Origin of the sequence: Hyphomonas sp., assembly GCF_016125515.1 — a bacterium.
Lineage (GTDB): Bacteria > Pseudomonadota > Alphaproteobacteria > Caulobacterales > Hyphomonadaceae > Hyphomonas.
Genome location: NZ_WGLO01000025.1, coordinates 1 through 21,580, shown reverse-complemented (window position 1 = coordinate 21,580; position 21,580 = coordinate 1). Strand labels below are relative to the sequence as shown.

The window sequence follows — 21,580 nt, the reverse complement described above, 5'->3', positions numbered from 1 at the left end:
CCGCGCAATCGTATCCACGCCCTTCAACTCCAGCTCCATCCGCTACCAAAACGCGGATGGTCAAACACTCCAAACGGGGGGTCAAAGTTGGACGCCGATAACCCCGTCTAAGGGGTCAAACTTGCACGCCGAAACACAGAATGCCGATACCGTAACCTTACAGTCGGCGCCTACGGTTCAACTTTGTGCTTGCCGATCTGACGGATGCCGAACCAGAAACACTGGATGATGCCCCCCGACAATCCCGACACTCTATCTGACCAAAACCAGCCAACCGACCCTTTTGCTGGCGCCGGATTTTCCGGCCATCCGTCATGCCGTCTGGCCACGAGCTTTGAACTAGCAACGTCAGTGCAAACGCAGCGGTTTTTACCCCAAGAAACGGCGAGGCTTGAGCGCTTGAAGTCGCCTCGACGCCGCCGGGAGATGGAGACGTCCTTCATATTGCGACGAAAGCTGATCGGGGTTGTGGCCGGCTGCGCGCCGGAAGATGTGAAACTGGAGACTTCAGAAGATGGCGCTCCCAGGCTGGAGCGTCCATCAGGTTGGTCACTCTCTCTCGCCAACAAGGGCGCAACTACTGTGATAGCCATGGATCCCGCGCCGGCAGAAATTGGCGTCGATCTCGAATTCGTCCGTGTGCTCGATTGGCCCGCGATGCTTGACATGGTGAGTGCGGAGAAGGAGCGCGAGGCGTTCAAACAGGTCTATGCGGCGCGGGACGACAGCGCTGAAGCTTTTCTCAAGCTCTGGACGATCAAAGAGGCCGTTCTCAAAACGACACAGCGGGGCTTTCGCGCCGGACCAAAAGCCGTAGAGACACCGCCTTCAATCCTTGACGGCTCAGGTCAGGGGCAGCTCTCCGCATTCGGCGAGCGCTATGATTTCTGGACGACCCGTTCCGGTGACGCGTTGATCAGCCTCGCGCGTAAACGAAACTAGGACGGTTTGCGGAACGCGATCGAAATCGGATTGGCTTCGTAGATCCGCAGGCCATCACACCACAGTGATCCACGCGCCGTTGCGAGGAGGCGCTTGGGATTTTCCTGCAAGCTCAGAATTTCGATCACCGTTGTGACCTCGCTCTTCTCGGACGTGACCTGGCCGCGATACGACCACTTCACCCGCTCGTTCACGGCAGGAGTCTCCGCTACTGCGCCGGCCAATGCCTTTGACCGGACTTTCAACAACACGGCGCGCATCAGCAGCTGCTCAAGCGCATCGAGACCCAATGAGCCTGGTTGCACCGGATCGTTGAAGAAGTGCGCCTTGAAATACCAGGCATGCGGATCAACTATCTGACGCCCGCGAATGAGGCCAAGGCCCGCAGATCCGCCTTCAGGGTCAAAGTAGTCGGCGCGGTCCAGCATCGTGAGCTGTCCGGATGCGAGCCGCGGATCAACGGGAGACAGGTCAATTGGCGAGCTGGGCAAACCGAGATAGCTGCGATCTGTTTCAGAAATGGGCAATCCAGCCTGACGAACGAGTGCTGCGGCCGGGAAAAAGCCAAACCTTGTGTTCAATTCCATCACGGGTGCGCCGGATTTCAGGCGCGCACTGAGATCAAAGGCGACGATGGTCATCGGCCCGACCTTGGAAAAACTCGACAGGGTCGTTTCCACACAGATCGTTCCGTCCTGAGGGCTGATCATTTGCAGGACCTTGCCGTCACCTTCGAGATTGCGAAACCGCTCGCCTCCCTCCAGAGCGAAGCCGCAATGGCTGGCGAGCCATCCGCAGGGCTGGAGCACGATTTCGTTGAGCACCGCAAAAGGCATGAAGCCCGAACGGTTGTCGGCGAAGTACCAGGCATCCGGCGGAATGTCATACTCGGCCCTGATCCGTGCGCCGACCTGCTGGATGCCGGGGCGTGTCGACACATCCGTGACGCGCGACATCACATGATATGGCGGTTGCGGCAGGCGCGGCACACGGCCCTCGCGATCGAACCGCTCATACATTTGACCAAAGGCCGCTGACGGCGGACCGCTGGCGCAGTCCAGCAGGGCCGCTTCGTCGCCGCGGCTTTCTTTTTGAGGACCAACGCGAAGCGGTGTCTCGGACTGGCGCGGCGCGGCCCAGTTGCGGCGCAGCTGGATGCCGAAATGGGGACAATAGAAAACCTTGCGTCCGTCGGAGCGCGCCAGCAGTGACGCAAAGATCTTTGGAGTTTCGCCTTCGATCACTTCATCGACGAATACTTCGTAAGTTACGTGGTGATCCTTGTCCGGAATGACCTGTCCACGACACACGAACTTAGCCGTTTCCCCGGGTACGGGCTCAAAGACGTAGCCGTCGCGTTCCTGCGACAATCCGATGGCAGCAGCATAGAACTCAAGCGCCTGAACGGCGGCCTCTGCCATCAGCGTACCCGGCATACACGGGTCATTGTGGAAATGTCCGTCATAGAACCAGGCATCCGTTGGAACATGGGCGCTGGCGCACAGATATCCGCGCTTCCAGGGACCGCCCGCGGGGTCGAAATCTGTGACCGCATCAAAAAATGCCAGCTTGCCGTCCGGAAGGTGCGGCGGGAACGAGTGCGCCGCGCAGAGCTCAAACCCGGGACCAAAGCAGGCAAGCGCGTCACCTTGACGGAAAGCCGAGACCTCGGCTCGGCTGAAGGCGCGCTTGGCGCTAGCGCGCGAACAGTTGATGCTTGCTACGGTCGCTGTAGGTGGCGGCGAACTCGAGGCGTCCCAGACAACGCCCTTGCCGGATGCAAGCTCCGCATCCGTGAAAAATCCGGCCTGGCCCTGACGGACCGAAAAGGCCGGGCGACCATCCGACATGCAATCATATTGGAAGAAGAACATCCGTGTGCCCGCGAATGTTGCGTGCTGTGTGATCTCGATCTGGAAGCGCAGCGTATCGCTTGCACGCGGCAAGCCGCCTTCATGGAACGTGATTTCACAGCCGAGCAGCCGGTAGACGCGCTCGCTCTGGTTCTTCAGGTCTGCACCCATCCAGCCGATCAGTGTCAAGTCCGCCTGGCCGCACTCGATCAACGGGCCCGGACGGACGCGGCCTTTGTGCATGTACCAAGCGTCTTCGGTTAGATCGGTTTCCGTCCAGATGACGCCTGCACCTTCTGCACACGGCGCGGCATCAATGCCGGTGATCCGGTCGACGAGCAACAGAGGCGGGGCCGGTAGGCGCACCTGCCGGACAAAACCGTCCTGACCGCTGAATGCGTCGCCGAAGAAGGTGCTCATGGATCCGCGCGTTGCGGCTTCAATCGAGGTCCGATCCCATGACTTCCCGACAGGGACACGTGGAGTGAGCGGTGTGCGTCCGGAGAGGACACCGGTCGGTAGAAGCAGCGGCGGCGACCCCTGAGTGGACGCGGTGCGAGGACCGGGCGGGAAGGGAACAGGCGCCCGAGGCAATGCGGATGCCTGAACCGGCGTAAGTTTGGGCGGCGGCAAAGAAGGTGCTTCGGGCATACCGCGTTGCCTTGGCTCACGTGAGGCGAGGACAGGTGCGGCCGTATGAGCCTTGCGCGACACCTTGAACGGCGCGGCCATATGCCAGCGATTGGATCTCACTTCGTCAAGCCGGTTGGCGATACGCTCGATGCGAATGGGGTAGCCTGCCGCATAGAGCGTAGCGGCCAGCTCGGCGATTTGGGCGATCTCTGAGTTTTCGACCCGGTCCGCCGCGATGGCTAGATGTGGTTTGCCCGCAAGGATCTGGCCGATGCTCTGCGTCAGAGTATCGCGAGGGCCCAATTCCACGAATGTCCGTACACCATCTTCCCACGCCTGACGGATCGTTGCGGGGAAGTCGACGGTCGCAACGGCCTGGCGCGTGAGCATATCGGCCACGCGGGCCTTAGTCGGCGTGTAAGCGGCGTTGATAGCGTTGGCGTAAAGGCGGATGCCGGAAACGCGCGAAACAGGACGCGTATGTAGATCGCGCCACTTCTCCTCAAACGGCTTCATGGCATTGGCGTGCACGACCAGATGCTGATGCATCAAGGCTCCAACGCCGGGACCAAGACGTTGGCAAAGCGCTCTGCAAGCCGCGGAGGGCCCGCCAATCATGCTGTCATCATCCGTGTAGATGATGGTGATCTCTACATTGGGCGCCGATTTCAGTTCTTCACGCAACTTCTCGATCGGCGCACGCACGCGCCAGTTGGTCCAGTCCGAGGGAACATTCGGACCCCAGGCTTCGCCTGCAGTTTCGAAAGCGCCGCCGAGGTGTCGCTCATACATCGCGGCAGCGTCGATGTCGTCGAGAAGGGCGCCCATGTCCTTCCAGAAGCCGAAAGCAAAGAGCGCGTTGCTCTCGCCCAACGAAAGGCCAATCGCCGCTTGTGGGCTGAGTTCGAGAATGTCGCGCATCACGATGGTGTGCGCCTGCGTCACCAGAGAAACCGCACAGAGTTGCTCGAACTCGGACAGCGACGCCTTTGCGAGGAGCGATGTCATCTCCTTCGCTTTCGGCAGCGTGCCGAGCGTCTCAGCCACTTCAGGGAAGGCCATCAGCAAGCCGCGGCCCATCCGGGGGTAGGACGCGGCAGACCCTGTGAACGCAAACGCAAGCTCACCCTCCGGCTCGCTGTCCCCGTACCAGATGCCGGAGCCAGAAGGCGGGACTTTCTCCATGAGTGCGGCCGCAGCCTGCTCACGTTTCTCGGCAAGGGCGGTCTCGTCTTTTGCCAGGAGCGCGATCCGGAAACGTCCCGCGCCGCCGAAGGTGCCCTTTCGGAGCTTGGCCGCAAGGGCGGGCCGCGACGCGGCAGCCGCGTGGAACAGGAACGGCGTGGGCCGCACCATGTCGGGCGTAGGCGCCGGCGGGGCGGGCCGAACGGTTACGCAGACCGATTGCGCCGTCTCCGTGCCGCCCGCAGCGATACACACGGCATCATCCTGTGTGGCGAGCCGAACGACGGCGCCGTGTTTCTGCATTTGATGTGACCGCGCGGCCAGGCAAAGTTCTACGCCCAGATCGAACAGACCGGTCACGGCAGGTGCGTGTCCGAAGACCGGTTTATAGAAACCGGATCCGGCCACTGGAGACCCGTGCAACCACTCAATCTGGTCCAAAGTGCCGAGCACGCGATCCCCGTCTTTCGCGGCGTCGGTTTGCCGCTTCAGGACCAGCGCGGCCGCCTGATCGCCCAAATCCTGCTTACTCCGGTCAACGGCCGCGCCGAAAAACTCAGCGCCTGCGACGACTGCCAGATCAAGGGTACCAGATTTCAAGGCTGCAACGGCGACATCCAGTGCGGCGAGCCCTGAACTCTCTTCGGCAGAAATCGCGTAGCCTTGCCCGCGGAAATCATCGCTCGACGTGATCCGGTTGGCCGCCATGTTCGCCATGGCGCCAAGGACATCTGCAGAGACCAGTGGCGGCGCAATTGCGTTCAGCTCCGCTTCGACATCGTTGTGCCCGGCAGCAACCAATTCGGATTTCACACGTTCCCGGATGGGCCAACGCGCAGAATCGTCGGCGCACCGGATTCCCGCAAACACGCCGCAACGCTCATTGCCGGGCCGAACGACGCCATCGAGTGCCATTTGCGACACATCAAGAATGGCCAATTGCTGTGCTTCTGCGCGCAAAAGGTCTGCCGGAGGAATACGCGCTTTCACTGGATCGGCGCCTGCATACTCGGCAAGCCTGACAGGCGTGATGGGCGAACTGATCAACCGCCGGAGCACAGCGCGCTCTCCGCGATCTGGACCAGCCATGAGGCCCACGCCCACAATCACAATCTGATCTGCAGCCGTTGATACCTTGACGTCATGACCGTTCACGTAGTTTCGCGTCGGCTCATGCGCTTCAAGGATGAGGTGCGAATTGTTTCCACCGAATCCGAAATTACTGATCGCAGCACGGCGCGGCTCTGATGTTTTGGTGGTCCATGGCGTGCCTGATCCGAGCGGCGTAAACGCTGTATCCGTGAGGGACTTGATCAGCTTGCCGTCCATCGGCGTTGGCGGCAGGATCTCATGCTCCATCGCACTGGTAAGCTTGAGCAGGCTGGCGAGCCCGGCGACGGTAATGAGGTGGCCGGTGTTCGCCTTCAGCGATCCGATGGGCAATTCCCGCGAAGTCCCGAAAATCGAAGACGCGGACTGGATTTCGACGGCATCGCCCACCGGTGTTCCGGTTGCATGGCATTCGAGAAAATCGATGCTGTCTGGTGAGATTCCCGCCATCGCATACGCCCGGCGCATGGCTTCGGTCTGGCCGTCCGTATCCGGAGCCAGAAAGCCCTTGCGACGACCATCATTCGAGAGACCAATGCCTCTGATGATTCCGCGGACTTTGTCTGCCTTGGTCACATCCGACAGACGCTTCAGCACAACGGCGGCGGCGCCTTCAGATGGAACGAGACCATCTGCACCTTGCATGAACGGCCGTGATCGGCCGGTCGGGCTGAGTGCCTTCAGCGCGTCAAATCCGATGTGGAGGATGAGATTGTCAGCTGCGTTCACGGCGCCAACAAGCGCGATATCCAGTTCTCCGGATGACAGCTTCCGGCACGCAATCTCCAGCGCATAGAGCGATGACGCACAGGCGGCGTCCAACGCGAGCGCGGGGCCGCCCGCACCAATCATCCGGGCAATCATACGCGCCGGCATGCCTGAATTGAGCGTATCCGTCAGGGGACGGTCCGTACGTCCGTTTCGCCAGATTTCTTCGGCGTATTCCACCTTGGCGCGGCTGGGATAGCAAAGATTCGCAAGGAACACGCCTCGTTTCTCGGGCGCCGTCTTGGCGCCTGCAGTCGCAGACGACCACGCTGCCCAGGCGGCCTGCAGGGACCATCGATGCACCGGATCCAGCGCGCTTGCAGATTTGCCCCCCAGCGCCGCCAATCCCTCATGGTCAAGCGGCGGCTGATCTATGCGTCCCGACACGTAGCGGCGTGGCAGCGACCCGCACAACCCAAGCTCTGCGGCGGTCACATCGCGTGTGACAATCGCTTTCCGGCTGACTAGCGACCAGAGTTCTGACGGACCATCTGCACCCGGAAGGATGCAAGCCTCGGCCACGATCGCAATAGGCTCGAACGGGCTCATGCGGCGGCCCACGCTTCACCGACCACGAGTTCGATCTGCTCCCGGTCACCGCCAAGCAATTCGCTCACAAAGATACGTGCGCCTTCGTCGACCGGAATGAGTGGTATGCCTTGAGCCTCGAAATGGCCGGCAAGGGATGCGTCCACCATGCCGCCCGCCCAGGGGCCCCAATGGAAAACCTTGACGCGCAAGGAGGGATAGGACCGCGCCAATGACCGGCCCGCGCTGGCGAGCAGCGCATTGGCCATCGCATAGTCAGCTTGCCCTCGATTTCCAAAAAATGCGGCTGCCGATGAGAAGAATGCGACGTGCTTGAGTTGTTCGGGCCCGATCGCACCGAGAATATTGTTCAACCCGTCGACTTTCGGTGCGAACACGCGACGCAGTTCGGCCTCCGTCTTGTCAGCGGCTAATTTATCCGCGAGCACACCCGCGCCGTGAACGAGACCGGTGATCGGTCCGTAGCGGCTCTGAGCCACAGCCAGTGCTTCAATTACCGCTGCGCGGTCGCCTGCATCAAGTGGCAGATAAACGGCATGGGCGCCGGCCGTGTTGATGGCGGCGACGGTTTCGCGGATCTCCGCGCTCGCAAGCAAGGCCCGGGCGCTGCGATCTATTTCCACAGGCGACATCCGCGTGCCGCTCTGGCGGCTTTGCTCGACAAGCAATCCACGGAGTGTCTTGATGTCCTGCGTCTGGGCCAATCCGGCGGGCCATGCCATCTCTGTCGACCGGCCCGCGAGCAGGATCGTTCCACCCAAAACGCGGGCAAGTTCGATCGCACAAGCCGCGGTCACCCCGCGCGCACCGCCCGTGATCAGCCAGACCGAAGATCCGTCTGCGTCAAACACCTGCGGCGGCGCAAGTGCTTCGCCCGCTTGAGGCATGCGTAAGCCCTGAGTGCCCAATTCGCCATCTCCGAAGCCGCTGCGCAGCGCTTGGGCAATTGTGGCGCCAGGATTGGACATATCCGTCAGCGTCCAGGTAAACGTCTGGCACTCCGGCCATTCCTTCCGCAGCGTGCGGCTCAAACCGTCTAGCCCGGAGGCGTTTTCGATCGACTGCACCAAAAGCGTCAATCCGCCTGCGCGACGCGCCTGCTTCGCTCGCTGAAGCACTTTCCAATGGCGGCCCGCCGGTTCGCTGGCTTCAAATCCTTCAATTACAATAACAGCACCTGCGGAGCCGTCGGGTTCTTCCACCGCTTGCGCCAGATAGCCTGCGGCGTTCAAGGCACCGACAATCTGCGCCGCAATTGGGCCGAAGCCGCTGACCTGAACGGCTGCGCCTTGAAGCAAGTCGAAGGCGCGCGCCTCGGATTGGCGCCATTCGACTGGCCTTACGTCGCACCGATAGGAAGCAACATTGGCCACGGGCGGTCGGGGACGGCGGGAGGCCCTGGGCTCCCGTCCATCCCTCAGGCGAAAAAATCGGCGATCTTCCGGATCGTGCGCAGCTCGGCGAGATGTTCCGGATCGACTTCCGGAAGGGAAGGGAACTGATCGCGCAAAGAGGAGAGGATCTCGACCTGTTTGATCGAATCCACGCCGAGCTCGCCTTCCAGATCCATATCATCTTCAAGCATGTCGGACGGGTAACCCGTTTTTTCGGCAATCAGTGCCCGGATGACATCTGGAGAGACCTGAAGTGCAGATGCAGCGGGCGCGGCTGATGCTGCTACGGCAACTCGCGCAGGTGGCGCGAAAACGGCCGGCGCTGCCGGCGCGCTCGACGGTGTAGCGGCATCAATCATTGCCGCAATTGCCGCAATGGTGCGAAGCTCGACCAGACGTTCAGGCTCGATTTCCGGCAAATGGGGCAGCTGGTCGCGCAACGAGGACAAGATCTCGACCTGCTTGATCGAGTCGACACCCAGCTCACCTTCGAGGTCCATATCGGCATCGAGCATATCAGGCGGATAACCTGTTTTCTCCGAAACGATCGTTCGCACGATGGTCGCTGAATCCACCTTCGCCGTCGCGGGCGACGCCGGCTTCGAAGCTGGCGCTTCAACACGCGGAGCGGGTGCATTAGGCGCCGGCGCTGTCGAAGCGGCTTCGGGGTTTTCGGGCACGAAGCTGTGGGCGCCTGCAGACCCGTTGGCTTTCGGAGGCTGGGGTGCAGGTGCCGGAGCAGGTGGGACATAGACTTGTGGCTGGGGCGGGGCGGCACGCGGCGCCGGCAACTGCTGCGGCGTCGCCGGAATGGCGCTGGCCTGGCCCAGCAGCGCAGCGGCAGCGCTTAAAAAGGTCTTGTGCGACTCCGCCATCGTCGTGAGGTAATCCTGGTGCCGGGCCGACACTTCCTGCCAGATACGCTCGACGGGCGTGGTGATTTCGGACGGCCCTACGATCTGCTGCGCCGAGGCGTGAGCGGGTGGGACGACTTGCCGGCCATTCTGATCGGACATGGGAGGTTCGGTCCTTTGAGCGTTCTGGAGAGTTGGGACAGGATTCGAAGCAGGCATTGCGCGGCCGCTTGCGTTTACAGGCGCCTTGCCAGCCGCACCGTTCTTGGGCGGGTAAGGCCGGTCATAGTTTGCACCGGTGAGGAACACCGCATGTTTCGACGGTGCCGGTTTCGGTTTGGGCGAAGGCGCCTCAGCATACAGCGCCTGGAGATCCAGCGCGTGCCCCGCCACCGACAGCGCGCCGATCCCAGCGAGGAACTGGGCAACGCCATTCGTCCGTTTGTTGTCGAGCGAAAGGACCGTGTATTCCCGGTCTGCCAGCGTATCATTGACGAGGCCAGCGACCACGTTGCCGGGGCCGACCTCAACAAAGGTCCGCGCACCAGCCGCATACATCGCTTCAATCTGATCACGGAACAATACCGGTGAGGCAATCTGCGATGAGAGAACGGCGGGCAGTTCCTTGGCCGTCGATTTGTAAACCTGCGCCGTGGCGTTTGCATAAACGGGCAGGTTCGGCCGCTTCAGCTTCAGGCTCTCGAGCGTGCTGCGGAACGGTCCGACAGCGGGTTCGACGATCCCCGAATGAAAAGCGGTTGCAACGGGCAGCTTACGCGCCTTGATGCCTTCTGCTGTGCAGCGCAGTTCAGCTTGCTGGATAACGTCCACCGGACCGGACAGAACGACCTGGCTCGGACCGTTGTCATTCGCGATTACGAGTCCGTTGCCGATCTCTTCCACCAGCGGCGCAATCCGGCTCGCCGGACATTGCACGGCCAGCATGGCGCCTTCAGTCGTTTGTGCCGCCGTCGCCATCTCGCGGCCGCGGGCCGCCGCTATGGCCAGAGCCGCGTCGCGATCAAACGCGCCAGCATAATGCAACGCCATGATCTCGCCGAAACTGTGCCCGCCGGTCATGTCTGCATCAAGGCCCAGCGCATCCAGCAAGGCGAGATGCGACAGAGACACGGCAGCAATCGAAGGCTGGGCATGCTGCATCAGGGTCAGCCGCTGCTGCTGGTTGCCGAATTCGACCTGATCGAACGCAGATGGCGGGAAGGACAGCCTGTGAAGCTTCAAAGGTCCGGTCACAGGGTGGCTCGCGGCCAGATCCCAGATGGCGCGGGCCTGAGGGAAGGCCAGCGCCAGATCCGAGCCCATACCGGGATACTGGCTGCCCTGTCCTGAAAACAGGAAGGCAATCTTGCCGGTTTCGGGCGCGCTGAGGGACGCGGCACATCCCTGCGGCAGGGGCGCGGTACCAAGCGTTCCGGCACGAACCTGAGCCGCAAGCTTGCTTGCCTTTGTGACCAATTCTTCCGGGTTCGACACGACCATCGCCGCGCGCGCAGGCGCTTTCGGATCAAACGCCTTGTGCGTCTCGGAAGCCTGCCAGGCCAGCCCATCGTCCGTACGCTGTGTTTCGGCGATTTGCTCCAACATGGCCGCAAGGGCGCTGACGTCCGGAGCGCTCAGCAGGAACAGCTCAGCTGGATGCACGCGTTCCGGTCTGGCAGCGGTTGGGCCCGTGTATTCTTCGAGCGTAACGTGGAAGTTGCTGCCCCCGAACCCGAACGAGCTGACTGACGCCCGGCGCGGACGATTGTCGGCCGTGATCCACGGACGCGCTTCGGTATTAACATAGAAGCACTGGCTCTCGCGGATCGCATCGGCAGGTTCTTCGATCTTGATCGTCGGCGGCAGAACCTTGCGGCGAAGGGCTTCAACTGCTTTCACCATACTCGCGGCGCCGGCCGCAGCTTTGGTATGACCGATCTGGGACTTCACCGAGCCGACGGCGCACCAGGGGCCTTCACCTTTGTCGGCTTCGCCGAACACAAGGTGGAGCCCTTCGATTTCAGCTTTGTCGCCAGCTTTCGTTCCGGTGCCGTGCGCCTCGACCATATCGACGGCCTCTGGGCCGTAGCCCGCCTGTTCGTAGGCGCGGCGCAGGGCCCGGGCCTGACCAGACGGCAGCGGCGTATAGATTGCCGTGCCTTTGCCGTCCGAACCGCCCCCGATGCCGCGAATGACAGCGTGGATCGTATTGCCATCACGCTCAGCGTCATCGAGACGGCGCAGCGCGAGCATGCCAATCCCTTCGCCCAGCATCGTCCCATCCGAATTGTTCGAGAAGGGGCGGCAATCTCCAGTCGGCGACAAAGCCGGCGTTTTCGAGAAGCACATGAACATGAGGATGTCGTTCAGCGCATCGACACCGCCCGTGAGCACCAAGTCGGAATCACCAGCGCGCAACTCGTGGATCGCGATATGCAACGCGGCGAGACTGGAGGCACAGGCTGCATCGGTGACGTAGTTGCTGCCGCCCAGATCGAGCCGGTTCGCGATGCGGCCCGCCACGACGTTGCCGAGCAAACCTGGGAAAGTGCTTTCTTTCCACTCGGCGTAATGACTCTCGATCCGGGACGCGATCTCCTGCACTTCGCCTTCGCCAAATCCGGATTGGCGCAGAGCATTTACCCAGGTCGGGCGCTGGAGACGTCCAGCCATGTGCGCGGTAAGCTCGGTTGCCGAAGCGACGCCGAGCACCACGCTGGTGCGCGATTTGTCGATCTTGCCGCCGCTGTCGCGCTCCGCGTCGTCCAGCGTCATCTTGGCAGCAACCAGCGCCAGCAGCTGTGCGGAGTCGGTTGATTGAAGTTGCGCCGGAGGAATCCCAAACGCCAGCGGATCAAACGCCACGGGCGACAGGAATCCGCCCCGCCGGCCATAGGTGCGATCCGACTTGGTCGGATCGGGATCGTAATAGTCTTCAAGCAACCAATGCGTCGACGGCGTATCGCTGAGCAGGTCGCGGCCTTCAAAGATGTCGCGCCAGAAACCGGTCGTGTCACCACGCCCCGGGAAAATGGCGCCGATGCCGACCACCGCGATCGGCTCGAGTGCAGGCTTGTTCCGGGAGGATCGACGGTCTGTCATGAACTACTCGAATAGCCGCGGAGTGTAAGAGAAATGTTGCGGCGAAACCGGCAATCCCATCGCGCGCAGCTGTCCAGCCCTGGTGATACGCGCAGCGCCTTCCAGCAGGTTCAGCGCAATCTGGCGAACGGTCCGGTTCTCGACCGGTTCGAGCGGCGTGCCGGCAACCCATTCATTGAAGGCGCCCATCGCTGGCCCGCACCAGATCTGATAGTCCGTCGCGCGGCCTGGCGTGCCTTCACGCGCCCACTGCGCACCTTGGAACAGGTAGCGGCGCGCCACCAGCGCGAAGCGCTTGTTGCCATCGGCTTCGGCGCGCTTCGCCTCGCCCGGATTGACGCGTTGGATGTAGGCTTGCGTTGCCTTCCAGGCCGCCTCGAACGGCTCGCCCAGAACGTCGTCGAGCCACTTCTGATCGGCCGCGCTCAGCGTTTCATAGCTCGCGCCTGAGCGGTAGAAGGCGTGCAGTTTCTTGCCACGCATCGCAAACAGGGTGCCGCGCTTCAGAACCTGCACCTCGACGCCTTGTTCGAACATGTCCGCGGCGGGCGCCATCGCGACATCCGCCGGGCCCGCCTTGGCGAGCAGTATGCGGCCCGCCTCTGACAGTCCCGATTCAACGGCGCACTGGTTGACCGATCCGGTCAGCACATAGGCGGCGCCCATCTGGAAGGCCGCTGCGACCGCCGAAGGCGTGGCAATCCCACCGGCCAAACCGATCCGGATCACGCTTTCGTCAAAGCCGAACTTCTTCGCCACGCGGCTGCGCGCGGCGCAGAGCGAACTGTAAAGCACCGCCGCAGGGCGATTGTCTGTATGACCTCCGGAATCGGATTCCGCAGTGATATCCGCTGCGACCGGTATCGTTGCGGCGAGGATTGCCTGCGCCTCGGAAATCTTGCCGCTCGCGACCAGTTCGCGCAGCATCTTTTCCGGCGGCGGCGACATGAACGGCTCAGCCACTTCCGCGCGCGAAACCTTGGCTAAGACATGGTTGTTGCGCTTGATAGTGCCGTCCGGAAGCCGCTCGAGCCCAAGCGCCGTATAGCGCACCACATCCGGTGTTAGCCGCATGAAGGCTGAGGCCGACACCCGGCGAACGCCTTCAGCGAGAAAGAGATCGACGACGGCAGCTTCCTGACCCGGCTCCTGGGGGGAGTGGATGAGGTTCGCGCCCCAAGCACTTTGGTCGGCGCGCAGAGCTTTCTTGATCTCGCTCAGCCCTTCCTTGATTTCTGCCAGCGGCAACCCGGCGCTTCCATAAAAACCAAGGCATCCCGAGCGGACCGCTTCAATGACCATCCGGGGCGTCGCGATGCCTCGCGCCATCTCCCCGACCACATAGCAGAACCGAGCCGGATGTTCGGCCAGGAACGTACGGTCTCCGAGCCATTCCGGATAAATCGAAGGTAGCGAAACGGCGTTTGACGGACGAGCGGCTTGGTCGCCGACAGATACGATTGAAGGCCCGCGCTCCGGACCGGTTGCCAACCATGCCATCGACCGTGGACTCTCCACAGCTCTCGTCAAAAGATCCGGCACGCGATGTTCGCCCTTCTGGCTCGGCCCATTCTGGTCGCCATTCATCCGCTTCACTTAAGAGCGCAAACTCTCGCAGCTCAATGGAAAATACCTGATTCCGATTCAAACCATAGCCAGCGCCGGAATTGGGCACAACTTTTAATCGTAATACAACGCTTAACATCCATGCGTTGTGCGCAAACCATGTTCTGCGGCCATGTACATAAAGTCCGCCGCGCCCCACTTGCGATCGGGTCGGCTGAAGGCTAAAGCGAGCGCGTCACTGGGGAGTAGCCAGTCGTCCGCAAGGACGAGCCAACGCATCAACATGCTCGGTCGAGAGGCCGTGGTGCGATGGAAGCGGGAACACCGCTTGGGCGAGACCACTGGCATCATTTCTTCGCTCTGGGTTGGGCGGGGGAGCTGATGTCTGTTGGTTTTCTTCGCCGCCCGACCCGGAGACCGAATCATGGAAGCACTCTTCACATCGACCGCCGTCGTGGCGCTGGCAGAAATCGGCGACAAGACACAACTATTGGCGATCGTTCTGGCGACGCGTTTCAAGAAGCCCTGGCAGATCGTCGCCGGTATTTTTATCGCAACAGTCGCCAATCACTTCCTCGCCGCGCTCGTCGGATCCGAAGTGGCCTCGATCCTCGATGGTGAATGGTTCCGCTACCTGATCGCGCTGTCATTCATCGCCATGGCGGCCTGGACTCTGGTTCCTGATAAACTGGACGAACCGGGCGAGGAGAAGCCCGTCCGGTTCGGCGCATTCGTAGCCACGACCATTGCCTTTTTCCTGGTCGAGATGGGCGACAAGACCCAGATCGCCACCGTCGCACTCGGTGCCCGTTTTCACGACGTCGTGCCGGTTACAATGGGCACGACGCTCGGCATGATGCTCGCAAATGTGCCGGCCGTTTTCCTGGGACATGAACTGCTGAAGCACGTGCCGCTCAACGTCGTGCGCCTCGTCGCCGCCGGGCTCTTCCTAGTCATCGGCCTGTGGGTGCTCGCCCAGACGATTGGCATCATCGGCTGAAAAGACTGTGCGTGGCGGAGGAGGAGGGATTCGAACCCCCGGAACCCTTGCGAGCTCAACGGTTTTCAAGACCGCCGCATTCAACCGCTCTGCCACTCCTCCGCAGCGACCGCTGTTTGTGGGAACGCGCCGCGTTTCGCAAGCCCCCCGGTGCGGGATGTAAACGTGAATCAGGCGTTAATTCGGCTTGCCGGACTTTCTGTTCGGCTGAACCGGCTGGCGACGCCTGCATGGTAAACCGTGTTCTGAACAGGCCAGAAGGCCACCGGATCAGACCAGAAGGAAGGGTCCGGTTTCTCAGAACGAGGAGATTTGCGGCTCATGCCGTTTGCGCGTACCTGGCCCAAGAGCCACCTGACTGTCGTTGTGTCCGTGTTTGCCCTCGCGGCCGCTGCGATGCCGGCTTCTGCCGGCACCCGGGCCCCGATTGTCTACGTAAACGAAGGCGTTCCTGCGCAGCAGCAAGCCGCCACACCGGCGCCCGCCGCACCGGTCGACAAGGCAAGACAGCGGATCGAGTTCCGCTATCCGGGCCAGTCGGTTTCGGCAGGCCGGGTTTCGATGGCTTCGGCGACGATGCCGAAAACCGCTCCGCCGGCAGTTGAGGCCACCTGGAGCGACGCGCCGCAATTTGCGCCGCTGACGAGCAGCTTTGATGCCGCCGCGACCGCTGCGCAGACCACCACAGCCAGCCGCGGGCCCATTGTTGAAGCGGCGCCGCTCCAGCCGCTCGTTCAGACTCAATCGGCGCCTCCTGTGGCACAGCCCGTCAATGCAGACGTGTTCGAAAAGGGCGTCGCGATCATCTATGGCGACGAGTTCGACGGCCTGCCGACCGCCAATGGCGAGATCTTCCGCCAGACCGGGCTGACCGCCGCGCATCCGTCGCTTCCGCTTCCGAGCCTTGTCGCCGTGACCAATCCGGCCACCGGCAGGGAAGTGGTGGTCCGCGTGAACGACCGCGGCCCGTTTGAAGACGGAGCGGCCCTCCAGGTCTCGCGCGAGGCAGCCCGGGCTCTCGGTTTTGAAGGGGCAGGGAAGGCCGAACTGACGCTGCGTCTGGTTGGCAATGCGCCGCTCGAAGTGTCCAAGGTCGAACCGGAAAAAGCCGCGCCGCGACCCGCGCCGGCCCCAATGCTGATGTCGCTGAGCGTCGCCAAGACCAGCAATGACGAGCTTTTGGGCGGCGATGAACTCGCTGGCGGCACGTCGTGGACCCCGCAATCGCAGCCCCAGACCAAACGCGTGGCCGTGAAATGGCCGGAACCGCCCGCAGAGTGGGGCGTTAAGTCTGAACCCGCAAAGGCCAGCGTCAGCGCACCCAGCGGCTCGATGTATGTCCAGCTCGCTTCGTTTTCTGACATAGGCAACGCCGAAGCCATGTATCGCGGCCTGAAAGGCAATGAGCCTGTGGAAATCGTGCCGGCCCGAGTGAATGGCACAGACTATTTCCGCGTCCGCGTTGGACCGGTGTCGAGCCGCGAAGCGGCCGAAGAGCTCCGTGACCGCCTTTCTGCAGAAGGCAAGGGCGACGGACGGGTTGTCACTGCGGAGTAGAATGCCCGCAGCCAACCCATTGACGCTGACCACAAACCGGCCCTTTTTCCCGGATATCCGGGAAGAGGGGCCGCGTTCATGCGCGGCCAGTACGGAAGAGGGAGTCTGACATCGTGAAGTTCTGGCGCGGGATCATTTCAGCGGTTGCGGCATTCGGGTTCGTGGCGGCATTGCCGGCCTCGGCCCAGCTGATCGACACACCGGCCGAATACGCCGTGATAATGGATCACGACACTGGCCAGATCCTGTATTCGAAGCGCGGCGATGAGCCGATGACACCAGCCTCGATGACCAAGATGCTGACGGCTTTCACTGTCTTCGAACTGATCGAACGGGGCGAGCTGTCCCTGACCGACCGGTTCACCGTCAGCGAAGATGCCTGGCGCCGCGGCGGCTTTCCGTCCGGCACCTCGACCATGGGCCTGAAGCCCAAGGATACGCCAACCGTGGAAGAGCTGCTGCACGGGGTCATCACGATGTCCGGCAACGATGCGTGCATCGTGTTGGCCGAGGGCATTTCGGGTTCCGAACCGGCCTTTGCCGCCCGCATGACGCAGATGGCCCATGAGATGGGCCTGTCTTCAGTCAACTTCGTCAACTCAACCGGCCTTGAGGGCGAAGGTCATGTGATCTCCGCGATCGATCTGGCGAAACTCGCCAAGATGACCATCGACCGTTACCCGCAATATTATCCCTGGTATTCGCTGCCTTCCTACACCTGGCGCGACTATACCCAGCAGAACCGAAACCCCCTTCTCGAAGTCGCCGGCGCTGATGGTCTCAAAACCGGCCATCTTGAATCCTCCGGCTACGGTCTGACTGCGTCCGCCATGCGCGACGGCGTCCGCCGTACGATCGTCATCAACGGCCTGCCGACCATGGCTGCCCGCGCGCAGGAAGCTGAGCGGCTGATGCGGATTGCAATGCAGAGCTTCGAACTCAAGACCATCGGACCTGAAACCGTCACGCTTCCCGACGTCCCGGTCTGGCTTGGCGAACAGCGCACGGTCCCCGTTTCGCTGGCCGAGCCGATCAAGGTTGTAGGCCACAAGGCGGCCTTCACGAAGGCAACGGCTGAACTCGTGCTCGACAAGACCGTCAAGGCGCCGGTCAAGAAGGGCGACAAGGTCGGCATGTTCGTCGTCACGCTCACCGGTCAGGATCCGGTCAGCGCTCCGGTGATTGCCGAGGCGGACGTCAAGAAACTCGGCTTCGTCGGCATGGCGATCGAAGGCATCAGTACCATGATGCGGGGCGACGAAACCTCGGAAGAAGAACTGAAGGGCGGTGATGAATAGTCCTGCCCGCGGCCGCTTCATCACGCTCGAAGGCGGTGAGGGCACCGGAAAATCCACATTGCAGGCCGCGCTGAAAAGCCGGCTGGAAGAGCAGGGCATCGACGTCGTTCTGACCCGCGAGCCGGGCGGTACGCCGCGCGCAGAAGCCATACGCGCGCTTGTTCTCAATCCGCCCGGCGGCAAACCGTTTTCCCCACTTGCCGAAGCCCTCCTGATGAATGCCGCGCGAAGCGAACATCTCGACGGCCTGATCCGTCCCGCCCTCGCTGCGGGCAAGTGGGTCATCTGCGACCGTTTCAGCGATTCAACACGCGTCTATCAGGGCGTTTCCGGCGATGTTGCACCGATCGTCCTTCTCGATCTGGAAGCCCATGTTGTCGGATCGACCCGCCCTGACCTCACTTTGATCCTCGATGCACCGGTCGGCGTGGCCCATGAGCGCCGCGCCGCCCGCGCCGGTGCCTTGGATGTTTTTGAAAAGCGCGACATCGATTTCCATCAGGCCGTCCGCCTCGCCTTTTCGGAAATCGCCCGTCACGAGCCGGAACGCTGCCAGTTACTCGACGCCAGCCGGTCTGCTGCAGACGTTGCTGATGCGGCCTGGAAAGCCGTGTCGAGCCGCCTTGCCCTCGCCGCGCTCAAGTCATGAGCACCGGCTGGCCCCTGTTCGGACACGAAGCGGCAGAGCGCCTCTTCCTCGACGCCCATGCGCAGACCCGGCTCCACCATGCCTGGCTCATCGAAGGCCCGGAAGGTATCGGCAAAGCCCGTCTTGCCTCCAGATTGGCCGCTTACCTGTTCGGCGCACGCGGACCCGCAGATCGCCCGCTCGATGCAGACGAAAATGACCCCATCTGGCGCGCTTTCGCGTCCGGCAGCCATCCGGATCTGAGGCTCGTGCACCGCGAACTCAACGACAAGGGCAAGCTGACGCAGGATATTTCGGTCGACCAGATCCGAGCCCTGACCGAGTTCTTCACGATGAAACCGGCGCTCGGCGGTTGGCGGATCGGTATCGTCGATGCGATTGACGAGACCAACAAGAGCGGCGCCAACGCGCTCCTGAAAACACTTGAAGAGCCGCCGCCGCGCTGCGTGCTGTTCCTGATCAATCACGGCAGCCAGCCAATCCTGCCCACCATCCGGTCCCGGTGCCGGGTACTCAAACTGACCGCCTTGTCCGATGCGGATTGCGCCAAAGCACTCGAAGCCGCCGGAGCGCCAAAAGACGCGGCCCGCGTGGCGAGGGGCAGGCCGGGGAGGGGCATCCGCCTTTCCTCTCCTTCCGCCCTTACCGCAGCGGACGCAGCGCGCGCCCTGCTCCGTTCGGCGCCCAATCTGTCAGACAAACTCGTGACGCCCGCCCTGTCGGCGGCCGCGGCCGATCCGGCCGCCATGGAAGCTTTCCAGGCCGAATTGATGGACTGGCTGGCCGACCGCGCCGAGTCCCAGCCGGCCGCCGCCCAGCTTTGGCTCAAGCAAGCCCGGCTGACCGGCGATGCCGAGCGGCTCAACATGGACGCCGCACAAGTTGCGGCAAAACTGGTCGCAGGCCTTTATGAATTGGCTTAGCCCGTCTAAACGCGGCCCGGATGTTTGATACGCACGTAAACCTGCACGGCGAGGCTTTTGCGGAAGACCTCGAGGATGTACTCGCGCGCGCCCGCAGTGGCGGTGTCGACCGTTTCATTGCGATCTGTGATCGCTACGACAATTTTCCGGCCGTCCGCGCCATCGCCGAGGCGCATGCGGACATCTGGTGCTCCGTCGGCGTTCATCCGCACCACGCGAAGGACTTCACCGACCTGACAGCCGAAACGCTGATCGCGGAGGCGGCGCATCCGAAAGTCGTCGCGATCGGCGAAACGGGCCTAGACTATCACTACGGCTACAGCCCCGAAGCGGACCAGGTGCGGAGCCTGCGTGAACACATCACCGCCGCACGCGAGACCGGCCTTCCGGTCATTCTACACACACGCGATGCAGATCCCGCGGTCGCAGCGATCCTCGAAGAGGAATACGCCAGGGGCGCATTTCAGCCGCTGCTCCATTGCTACACTGGCGGCGCCGACCTGTGCCAACGTGCGTTGGCGCTGGGGTCTTTTGTTTCGGTGTCCGGCATCCTGTCTTTCAAGAGCGCCAAGGACGTGCGCGCCGTCATCGCCGACGTGCCGCTCGACCGGCTGATCCTTGAGACCGATTGTCCGTATCTTGCGCCAGTACCGATGCGTGGCCGGCGCAATGAGCCCGCCTATCTTGTGCACGTTGCTGAGGCGCTCGCGACGCTGAAAGAGACGGACGTGGAGACGATCAAGCGGGTCACGTCCGACAACGCTGTTCGCCTGTTCGCCAAAGTGGCTGCCTGATGCCTCGTGTACGCCTCACCTTGCTCGGCACTGGCTCGTCGGGCGGCGTGCCGCGTGTCGGCGCCGATTGGGGCGCCTGCGATCCGGCCGAGCCGCGCAATCGCCGCACGCGCTGCAGCGCGCTGGTCGAACAATGGACGACCGGCACGCACGCAACGACCGTGCTGATCGACACGTCACCCGATCTGCGGGAACAATTGCTCGCGGCAGGCACAACCCATCTCGATGCGGTGGTCTACACGCATGACCATGCCGATCAGGCGCACGGGATCGATGACGTCCGTGCGCTCGCCATCCGTCAGCGCCGCCAGATTCCGGTCTATTTCGACGCCGCAACGCAGGCCAGTCTGGCGACGCGTTTCAGCTACATTTTCAAGGGCGCGGGCGGTTATCCTCCGATCCTCGACATGCAACCCGTTGTGACGCCGTATCAGCGGTTCTCTGTGCCCGGCCCGGGCGGTCCTGTGGAATTCCTGCCAGTCGACATGGAGCATGGTCGCATCCGCTGCCTTGGCTTCCGAATGGGCGACGTTGCGTACTGCAATGACGTCAACGGCCTGCCACAGCGGACGCTGGACGCGTTGACGGGGCTTGATACGCTGATCGTCGACGCGCTCCGCTATACGCCGCACCCATCACACGCGCACCTGGAGTTAACGTTGGCCTGGATTGCGGAACTCAAGCCGCGCCGGGCGATCCTGACGAACCTGCACGTCGATCTCGATTACCGGACGCTGCAGAATGAATTGCCGGACGGCGTCGAACCTGCATATGACGGCATGCAGATCGAGTTCAGCGTCTAGCGCGCTGGAGGGGAGAGGCCATCAGGCGCCTTTAAACGCCAACGACCAGTCCTTGAGGCCAACTGCACGCCTTGGCGAATATTCCGATTTCCCATAATATTGATTATGCGAACGATGGGTCTGCAGGTCCACAGTACTTTGGTTTTCAACGATTTGAATTTCTGTGCACGTAGATTTAGTTCGCGCTCGTCATGTTTGGCGCCTCAAGAACGGCCCTCGATCAGCGTGCCGATACTTGCTGGGATTCACTGCTCCTTAACCGGCAAACCTACCCCCTTCCCCGGATCGTTTATTCCCATTCGATTATGAAAGAGAAGATATATTTCTTTTGATTCAGAGACTTGTGAAAATCATATGGAAAACTACCGTCGTCGATCCCGGCAATATCGTTCCGCAGGCAAATTGAATGATGCACGCATGGCGCATCGTTGCAGTTGACACGACTCCGGTGCACGCCCCGAGCGTAGCCGAATTCCGGTAAGGACACCAGTTCACGCTCACGTCAGCATTGCTTGTCTGAGCTGAAGTAGCGGGACGCTCAACACAAAGTTCGGCAAGTTACATTTCATCGGACAGAAGCGTGCCTTGTCCGAGGTTTTG

The 21,580-nt window shown here is 62.1% G+C and carries 12 protein-coding genes, 1 tRNA gene and 1 riboswitch; of the genes, 8 read left to right on the top strand and 5 right to left on the bottom strand.

Annotation, left to right across the window (positions count from 1 at the left end; genetic code table 11):
* Positions 1-204: 204 nt before the first annotated feature.
* Complete coding sequence (locus GC148_RS15720; protein ID WP_291072279.1) at positions 205-942, top strand: 4'-phosphopantetheinyl transferase superfamily protein; 738 nt, start codon at positions 205-207, stop codon at positions 940-942.
* On the opposite strand, the gene GC148_RS15715 is transcribed toward GC148_RS15720, so the two are convergent.
* Genes GC148_RS15715 through GC148_RS15700 form a run of 4 tightly spaced genes read right to left on the bottom strand, consistent with a single transcriptional unit; the run spans position 939 to position 13,890 of the window.
* The gene (locus GC148_RS15715) at positions 939-7,040 is read right to left on the bottom strand and encodes a beta-ketoacyl synthase N-terminal-like domain-containing protein (protein WP_291072277.1); all 6,102 of its coding nucleotides are present in this window, start codon (positions 7,038-7,040) and stop codon (positions 939-941) included. The genes GC148_RS15720 and GC148_RS15715 overlap by 4 nt on opposite strands.
* The gene (locus GC148_RS15710) at positions 7,037-8,413 is read right to left on the bottom strand and encodes an SDR family NAD(P)-dependent oxidoreductase (protein ID WP_291072275.1); all 1,377 of its coding nucleotides are present in this window, start codon (positions 8,411-8,413) and stop codon (positions 7,037-7,039) included. The genes GC148_RS15715 and GC148_RS15710 overlap by 4 nt, the downstream gene beginning before the upstream one ends.
* Positions 8,414-8,457: 44 nt before the next feature.
* Entirely contained in the window at positions 8,458-12,390 is a 3,933-nt protein-coding gene (locus GC148_RS15705) for a beta-ketoacyl synthase N-terminal-like domain-containing protein (protein ID WP_291072273.1), read from the bottom strand.
* Positions 12,391-12,393: 3 nt separating this feature from the next.
* A complete protein-coding gene (locus GC148_RS15700; protein ID WP_291072271.1) occupies positions 12,394-13,890 on the bottom strand; it encodes a PfaD family polyunsaturated fatty acid/polyketide biosynthesis protein in 1,497 nt (498 codons plus the stop codon).
* A 289-nt stretch (positions 13,891-14,179) separates the two neighbouring features.
* Positions 14,180-14,366, top strand: a riboswitch (yybP-ykoY riboswitch).
* Positions 14,367-14,380: 14 nt separating this feature from the next.
* Between GC148_RS15700 and GC148_RS15695 the strand changes: the two genes are divergently transcribed.
* Complete coding sequence (locus GC148_RS15695; RefSeq protein ID WP_291072269.1) at positions 14,381-14,956, top strand: TMEM165/GDT1 family protein; 576 nt, start codon at positions 14,381-14,383, stop codon at positions 14,954-14,956.
* A gap of 12 nt (positions 14,957-14,968) precedes the next feature.
* Here GC148_RS15695 and GC148_RS15690 read toward each other — a convergent pair.
* Positions 14,969-15,058, bottom strand: a tRNA-Ser gene (locus GC148_RS15690).
* 219 nt (positions 15,059-15,277) lie between these two features.
* Here GC148_RS15690 and GC148_RS15685 point away from each other — a divergent pair.
* The 6 genes from GC148_RS15685 (at position 15,278) to GC148_RS15660 (ending at position 20,980) form a co-directional block, all read left to right on the top strand.
* Complete coding sequence (locus GC148_RS15685; protein WP_291072267.1) at positions 15,278-16,513, top strand: septal ring lytic transglycosylase RlpA family protein; 1,236 nt, start codon at positions 15,278-15,280, stop codon at positions 16,511-16,513.
* Positions 16,514-16,626: 113 nt separating this feature from the next.
* A complete protein-coding gene (locus tag GC148_RS15680; RefSeq protein ID WP_291072265.1) occupies positions 16,627-17,811 on the top strand; it encodes a D-alanyl-D-alanine carboxypeptidase family protein in 1,185 nt (394 codons plus the stop codon).
* Positions 17,804-18,460: a dTMP kinase gene (tmk, locus tag GC148_RS15675; RefSeq protein WP_291072263.1), complete on the top strand. Its 657-nt coding sequence runs from the start codon at positions 17,804-17,806 to the stop codon at positions 18,458-18,460. Before GC148_RS15680 ends, tmk begins: the two co-directional genes overlap by 8 nt.
* Positions 18,457-19,383, top strand: a complete 927-nt coding sequence (locus GC148_RS15670) for a DNA polymerase III subunit delta' (RefSeq protein WP_291072261.1) — start codon at positions 18,457-18,459, stop codon at positions 19,381-19,383. Before tmk ends, GC148_RS15670 begins: the two co-directional genes overlap by 4 nt.
* Positions 19,384-19,403: 20 nt before the next feature.
* Positions 19,404-20,177 (top strand): TatD family hydrolase, encoded by a 774-nt coding sequence (locus GC148_RS15665; protein ID WP_291072259.1) that lies wholly within the window; start codon positions 19,404-19,406, stop codon positions 20,175-20,177.
* Complete coding sequence (locus GC148_RS15660; RefSeq protein WP_291072257.1) at positions 20,177-20,980, top strand: MBL fold metallo-hydrolase; 804 nt, start codon at positions 20,177-20,179, stop codon at positions 20,978-20,980. Before GC148_RS15665 ends, GC148_RS15660 begins: the two co-directional genes overlap by 1 nt.
* The last annotated feature ends 600 nt before the right edge of the window (positions 20,981-21,580 follow it).